The 6736-nt window shown below is 68.0% G+C and carries 10 protein-coding genes; 5 read left to right on the top strand and 5 right to left on the bottom strand.

What is annotated here, in order from left to right; genetic code table 11:
- From VGW35_04015 to VGW35_03995, 5 genes are all read left to right on the top strand, one after another.
- Positions 1–768: hypothetical protein (locus tag VGW35_04015; protein HEV8306809.1), on the top strand; the 768-nt coding region annotated here is incomplete at its 5' end.
- Positions 765–1430, top strand: a complete 666-nt coding sequence (locus VGW35_04010; GenBank protein ID HEV8306808.1) for a hypothetical protein — start codon at positions 765–767, stop codon at positions 1428–1430. The genes VGW35_04015 and VGW35_04010, both read left to right, overlap by 4 nt.
- Positions 1431–1436: 6 nt before the next feature.
- Entirely contained in the window at positions 1437–2084 is a 648-nt protein-coding gene (locus tag VGW35_04005; protein ID HEV8306807.1) for a ThiF family adenylyltransferase, read from the top strand.
- A 20-nt stretch (positions 2085–2104) separates the two neighbouring features.
- Positions 2105–2344, top strand: coding sequence for a MoaD/ThiS family protein (locus VGW35_04000; GenBank protein HEV8306806.1), 240 nt, complete (start codon positions 2105–2107; stop codon positions 2342–2344).
- A gap of 118 nt (positions 2345–2462) precedes the next feature.
- Positions 2463–2756 (top strand): GYD domain-containing protein, encoded by a 294-nt coding sequence (locus VGW35_03995; protein ID HEV8306805.1) that lies wholly within the window; start codon positions 2463–2465, stop codon positions 2754–2756.
- Between the two features lie 92 nt (positions 2757–2848).
- Here VGW35_03995 and VGW35_03990 read toward each other — a convergent pair whose 3' ends face one another.
- The 5 genes from VGW35_03990 to VGW35_03970 all read right to left on the bottom strand — a co-directional run bounded on the left by VGW35_03990 (position 2849) and on the right by VGW35_03970 (position 6422).
- The gene (locus VGW35_03990; GenBank protein HEV8306804.1) at positions 2849–3091 is read right to left on the bottom strand and encodes a hypothetical protein; all 243 of its coding nucleotides are present in this window, start codon (positions 3089–3091) and stop codon (positions 2849–2851) included.
- 395 nt (positions 3092–3486) lie between these two features.
- Positions 3487–4725 (bottom strand): OFA family MFS transporter, encoded by a 1239-nt coding sequence (locus VGW35_03985; protein ID HEV8306803.1) that lies wholly within the window; start codon positions 4723–4725, stop codon positions 3487–3489.
- 105 nt (positions 4726–4830) lie between these two features.
- Positions 4831–5367 (bottom strand): universal stress protein, encoded by a 537-nt coding sequence (locus VGW35_03980; GenBank protein HEV8306802.1) that lies wholly within the window; start codon positions 5365–5367, stop codon positions 4831–4833.
- 89 nt (positions 5368–5456) lie between these two features.
- Entirely contained in the window at positions 5457–6161 is a 705-nt protein-coding gene (locus tag VGW35_03975; protein ID HEV8306801.1) for a Crp/Fnr family transcriptional regulator, read from the bottom strand.
- Between the two features lie 99 nt (positions 6162–6260).
- Positions 6261–6422 (bottom strand): hypothetical protein, encoded by a 162-nt coding sequence (locus VGW35_03970; protein HEV8306800.1) that lies wholly within the window; start codon positions 6420–6422, stop codon positions 6261–6263.
- Positions 6423–6736: the final 314 nt, after the last annotated feature.

The raw sequence follows: 6736 nt of genomic DNA, 5'->3' as shown, positions 1-6736 counted from the left end.
GACCTGGCTGGGCAGCCCGAGCCGCTGGCGCGGCTGCTCCTTCGCAAGAGCCTGGACCTCGCCCTTCCCCATGTCAGGGCCTGGATCTCCGAGGTGGCAGCCCTCCCGGAGCCGCGGCTCAAGGTAGTCGTGAACCGGCTTTGCCGGGAAACCGCCCTGGAGGAGGGGCTCCTTCGAGAGGCGGCACGTGCCCGAGCGCGGGAGGCTTACGCCGAGCAGCAAGGGCGAGGCCTTCGGGAGGAGACCCGGTTCGTCGAGGAGGAGATCCGGGCGACGGAGCACGCGGTCGAGGAGCTCTCCTGCCGGCTCACGCAGGAGGCGCGGCATTTGGTCGCGTGCCGGCGGCGATTGCGGGTCTTGCAGGGGGAGACCGCCGAGGCCGCCGACGCCGCGGACGATTGGCGGCGGCTCCTGGGGTTGGAGGGCGTCCGCGACGTCGCGGTGTATGCTGGCGGTGTCCGCCTCGTCACCGGGCCCATCGAGGTGGCGCACGGCGGCGTCCGATACCGACTCGGATGCTTCGAGATCGACCTCGCGGAGACGGGGTCCATCGCGGTCCGAAACCTCACCGATGCCTATGGGCTGTACGATCACCCGCACGTCTGGAACGGGCGGCCCTGCCTGGGGAACGTCCGGGAAGGGGTGGCGAAGCTGGTGGCCGAGTATCAGTGGGTCGCCGCCGCCGAGGTGCTGCTCGACTTCCTGCGAACCATCACCCCTCAGGACTGGTACGTCCCGGTCACCCACTGGAAGACGGCATCGACGTGACCCCGTCAGCGGCTCCCGCGGTCCTCCGATTCACCGCGGAGACCTACGCCCGGCTCCGCCTCTACGTCGAGCTCTGCCCCTCGGAGATCGGCGGCCTGGGAGAGGTGCGACCGGAGGGCGAGGGACTGCTGGTGACGGAGCTCTTCCTGCTGGACCAGCGTGTCTCCGCGGCCGAGACCGAGCTTCAGCCCGAGGCGCTGCTCGGCCTCCTCCACCGGTGCCTGGACGAGGGGCGGGATCCGGCGGCGCTCCGGCTCTGGTGGCACAGCCACGCGGAGCACGGCGTGGAGTGGAGCGACACGGACGAGGCGACCATTCGGGGCTTCGGGGGCGACTCGCTCGTTTCACTGGTGACCAACAAGGCGGGGGACCTCCGCTGCCGTTATGACACGTGGAAGCCGGAGCGGAGCACCGTCGACGGGATCCCCGTTGTCCGGCCTGAGGAGCCGCTCGGGCCGGCCCGGGCCGCGGCCCTGCGGAAGGCCACGTGGGCCGACATGGTGGAGAAGATATCGGTCGTCTCCTGCGTCCGATATCCATCGCCCATCGAGGGACAGGCTTTCGAGCTCACGTTCCTGTCCCGCCTGGAGGAGAGTCGACAGGCCGTGAACCAATCGCCGTCACGCTCTGGGGGCGCCGCCGCTCCCCCCCAGGTGGACTGAGGCGCCGTGGACCTCTACCGTCAACAGGACCTGATCGAGCCGGACCAGCTGGACGTCCCCATCTCCGTCGTCGGTTGCGGGGGGATCGGGTCGTTCGTCGTCCTGGCTCTGGCGAAGATGGGCTGTCGCGCGCTGACCGCGTATGACGACGACCGGGTGGAGCCGCACAACATTCCGAACCAGGCCTATCGGCTGGCCGACGTGGGGCGCCTGAAGGTGGAGGCGCTGGCGGACCTGGTGCGGGATGTGGCCGGTGTGTCGCTGGAGGGTCGGGCGGAACGGGTCCGGGACCAGCGGCTCCGGGGCCTGGTGGTCACGGCGGTGGACACGATGACCGCCCGCCGCCACATCTGGCTGCAGGGGATCCGGCACCGCGCCGGCGTGCCGCTCTACCTCGATGCCCGGATGGGTGCCGAGGTGGCTCGGATCCTCACCGTGCGGCCCGCGGATCCTGACGATATCCGCCGGTACGAGACGTCGCTCCACGCGGACGAGGAGGCCGTGATCCTGCCGTGCACCGCCCAGGCGATCGTCTACACCGGGTTCTCCATCGCCGCGCTGGTGGCCGGCCAGATCAAGAAGTTCCTCACCGGCGAGCCCCTCAAGGGCGAGCTGATCCTCGATCACAAGACCATGACGTTCGTCGCCTGCTGACCCACAGAAAGGGGGACACCATGCAGCGCACGGAACTGGGCGTCCGGGAGCCGATCGCCGTCAAGCTGGTGATGCTGGGCAAGAGCACTCAGGAGCTGGTCCGCGACCCCGGAACGACCCTCGGCGACATTCTGGCCGAGCAGGGCATCAATGGCCAGGTCGAGGTGCGGGTCAACGGGGAGAGCGTGAGCCACTCCCGGCGCCTCGCCGACCGGGACGTGATCCTTCTGGTCCCGAAGATCCGGGGTGGCAACCGCTGATCGCGCCTGGAACGGGCGTCGCGACGCTCGTCCCGACTCCACGACCGCCTGAGCGTCGAGGGGTTTACCGGGGGCCCGACCCCGGGGCGTCGTTGCATTCAACAACGAGGAGTGCGACATGCCGACCTACATCAGCCTGATCCACTACACGGAACAGGGACTTCGGAACGTCAAGGACTCGCCGAAGCGGCTCGAGGCCGGGAAGAAGCTCCTGAAGGACCTCGGAGGTGAGCTGAAACAGTTTTACCTCACGATGGGTCCCTACGACATCGTGATCGTTCTCGAAGCGCCCAGTGACGATGTGGTGGCCAAGTTCGCCCTCGCCCTCGGCGCGCAGGGCAACATCCGCACGACCCATCTGAGGGCCTTTTCCGAGGCCGAGTACCGGAAGATCGTCGCCGGCCTTCCCTGATCCTGGCAGGACGCTCGGCTACACGAGGCGACGACCGCGGAGGGACGCACGGGCGCGGTCCATTCACCGCGCCCGTGCTCGAGAGCGATCCGTTATTGAGTCTTTGGCTGCGCCGGGGATGTTCCCGGGATCGTGCCCATGGGAGGGGAGACGCCGGGCCCCGGTCGGCCGGCTGAGTTCTCCTTCTCTTCCGCCGCCATCACCTCGATGGATTTCGCCACGTTCTTGCCGCCCCGGCTCTCATAGGCGGCCTTGACCTTCGCCCCCTCGCGAATGTCCGCGAACGAGCCCTCCTTGCCCTGAACGGTGATCTTCGTCTCCTCCGTCACGCTCATGGTCGCGCCTCCGAGCCCGAGGAGCCCGGATGAGACCTGAACCGACTTCGCGGCCGAGTCGACCTTCTTCACCGTTCCCTCGACGTTCTTGGAGAGCGTCTCCGCGGGGACCGGCGGGGCGCCCGGCACCGGCGGGGCGTACTGGGGTGCCTGGCTCTGAGCCGTCGCGGAGCCAACGCCGAGTGTGACAATCGCTGCCGCCGCTACCAGAATCGCTAAAACTCGCATCTGCGATCCTCCTTTATCTCGCGCCTTCCAGTGGGCCTGGGTGGCCCGGACTGTCCACCGGTAGACGCGCGCCCTTGCGAGGCGCTTCGAAGGAGGGATACGAGCAACCCCGCTGCCAGCACGGCCGGCCGGGAAGCTGGCATGGCTGTCAGGCGGCGTCTCTCCGGCTACGCGGTCGCCTTGACCGGCGCCCCCTCCGGGACCGCCGGGCGCCGTGCCAGGAGCTCGGCCACCAGCGCGACCACTGCCAGGACGGCCGCGGTGTAGAAGGCGGCCTGGTAGTTCTGGTACTTGTCGTACAGCACGCCGCCGATGCGCGGGCCGACGATGCCTGCCACGCCCCACGCCGTGAACAGCAGGCCGTAGTTGATGCCCGCGTTTTTGGTCCCCCAGAAGTCCGAGGTCGTGGAGGCGTTCACCGAGAGCTGGGTGCCGTAACACCAGTAGACGATGAACACCACGACGAAGAACAAAAGGCCGTGCCCGCCCACCTGGTAGAGGATCGGCATCGCGACGGCCGAGATCGCGATCATCAGCCGCAACACGTTGAGCCGGCCGAGCGTATCCGACATCCAGCCCGAGAGAATCCGGCCCCCAGCGTTCCCGGCGGCCCCGATGAAGATGGCCGTGGTCCCGAGAGCGGCCAATCCAACGCTGCGGGCGAACGGGACGAGCTGGCTGATCACCATGAGGCCCGCGGAGGTGCCGAGGCAGTAGGCGACCCACATCAGGTAAAAGCTCGGCGTCTTCAACACCTCGCCTGGGGTGAATTCATACGTCGTGCCCGCGGCCTTGGCCGCCGGGGCCGGCACCCAGCCGGCCGGCCGGTAGCCCACCGGCGGGTTCTTCAGCAGGTACGCCCCGGCCAACGTCATGACCAGGAAGATGACCCCGAGGATCTGGAAGGTGGCCCGCCACCCGTACGTGGGGATCAGCCAGTTGCCGGCCAGCGGGCCGAAGATGGCCGACCCGCCGCCGTAGCCGGCGACCGCGAGCCCGACCGCCAGGCCCCGCCGATCGGGGAACCACTTGGCCATGACGGGGATCGGCGTCGCATAGCCGAAGCCGTTGCCGATGCCGCCGATGGCGCCGAACCAGAAGAAGACCCAGGCGAGGGTCGTGGTCCAGGCGCTGACGAAGAACCCCACGCTGACCAGCACGCCGCCGATCACCGAGATCCAGAACGGCCCCTTCTTGTCCTGGAGCCGCCCGGCCAGGATAAACGCGAGCCCGAACACGAATACGGCGATGGTGAAGATCATGGCGGTGTCGGCCCGCTTCCACCCGAATTCCTTCTCGAGGGGCGCGACGAAGACACTCCACGCATAGAGCGAACCGAGGGCGAGGTTCATGGAGAGCCCACCCGCGACCCGCCACCAACGATTGATCTGACCCTCTGCGCTCATCTCTCTCTCCCCTCTGCGGTCATGCGCCGCCTGTCCAGAGGTGTCCGTCACGGTCGGACTGACGGTGGTCGGTGATTGCACACCGAGGGCTGAGTGACCGGCTCCTCACACGATTCCGGCATACCTGAAGACCAGGGCCGCGACAGGATTGAGCAAGAGGCTGCGATGCACGAGCCACGGCTCGAGATGCTCCCTCTTCTCTTCTCTCCGGCCCTTAGGCTTGTCGTCGCGCGACGTCAGCCTCGCGACCAAGACCGGCATGGGCGCCTTCCGGACGATACTGCCGGCGACGCCCCCCTTGGCCAGGGCCAGGCAAATGAGATTCGGCCGAAGGAGATCGGCAAGTCTCAGGATCTCCTGGTCGACCTCGGCCGCGCTCAGGGGGGAACACTCGACCCTGGTATCGACGTTCCAGCCCTGCGCGCCGAGATCGTCACCGACCTCCGACACGTACGCCCAGGCCCTCGCCAGGTCCTGCGACAGATCCGGGAAGGCCGGCCAGGCGTTCCAGGCATACGGCAGCTGCGGTACGACCTGGAGGATGAGGACCTCGCGAGCCTTGGGAAGCAGGTCATGCGCCAGTGCCGCCGCTTCACGCGACGGCACCGAACCGTCCACGGCAAACAGCACCTTGCCGACCATCGCCGTCGTCCTCCTTGCCGGTGAACGATGTTCCCCGTTCACCTACCGGGAACTGTAGGCGGCGGCCAGAGCGACGACAATGATCGGGACTACGTTCGCTCTGTGACCTCGGTCACATTGCCGAACGCGAGGGCGCTGAGCCTCTCCGGCTTGAGGATCCTGACGTGCCCCCGGCCGGTGTCGATCAGACCCATCTCCCGCAGCCGGGCCAGCTGCTTGTTGACGGCCTCCCGGGTGGCCCCGACCATCTCCGCCAACGCCTCCTGGCTGACATGGATCTCGGCGGCCTCCACCGAGGATCCGTGGTAGATATCCGCCAGCTGGCAGAGGCGCTTGGCGAGGCGGGACAGGAGGTCGAGAAACGCCAGGTCAGCCAACAGCTCCGTGACGTGTCGTAGGCGCAGGCAGAGCGAAATCGCGATTTGCAACGAGGCCTCCGCGTGATCCCTCAGGAACGCCAGCAGATCGTTGCGGTGGATGGCCAGCACTTCCGTCGGCTGGTCGGCGATCGCGGTGACATAGCGGGGCCGCCCGTCGATGGCCGCCAGCTCTCCGAAGTGATCCCCGGGCCGAAGCAGCGCGACGATCACCTCGGCCCCGCTATCCGATGGCAGGGTCATCTTGACCGACCCCGACAGGAGCAGATACATCGCGCTGCCGGGATCACCGCGGTAAAAGACGATCTGGCCCTTCCGGTACCGCTGGTGGTGCGTGATCTCCGCCAGGCTCGTGAGATGCTTCGGCTCGAGCATGGAGAAGATGGGCACCCGCCGCAGGAAAGCTGGCTTGTCCACCGCAGGGTTGGTTGACCGTGGAGACCGGATTTCGGGGGGAAGCGGACGGCCGGGAGTGCGGCCCCCGGCCGTCCGTCAGGTCCCAGGCTGGTGTCGGCCTCAGGCAGCCTTCCTGAGCGGCTGGCCTTCCGTCCTTCGCTGGGCCCGCTTCTCAGGAAGCCACCCGTAGGCGACACCGGCCACGAGCATCGCCAGGATCAGCACCACGACGACCAACGAACCCGTCAGGGACTCCAGGAACAGGCCTTCCACGCCTACCATCCTCCACCTCCTTCAGAGGCCCAGGACGCCTCCCCCGCACGAAGGAGGAGCAGGTCCGGCGCCTCCACCTGAGAGCATGGAGCCGGGAGGTCCGCGTTGCCGTGACGGGTGTCACACCGTCCTCGGCCTGACGACTGGGGGACTACACCCGGGTGGGTGGCCAGTCCGGCACCAGGGCCCTCAGACGGGGTGCCTGGATGAGGAGGGTCCGGCCCCGCTGGCGGACGACCCCCAATCGCCTCAGGCGGGCGAGATGGCGCGTCACGGTCTCACGGCTGGTCCCAATCATGTCGGCGAGGATCTGATGAGTCAGT

The organism is Candidatus Methylomirabilota bacterium, from assembly GCA_036005065.1.
Classification (GTDB): Bacteria; Methylomirabilota; Methylomirabilia; order Rokubacteriales; family DASRDR01; genus DASYQW01.
This window is presented reverse-complemented; position numbering and strand designations above follow the sequence as displayed.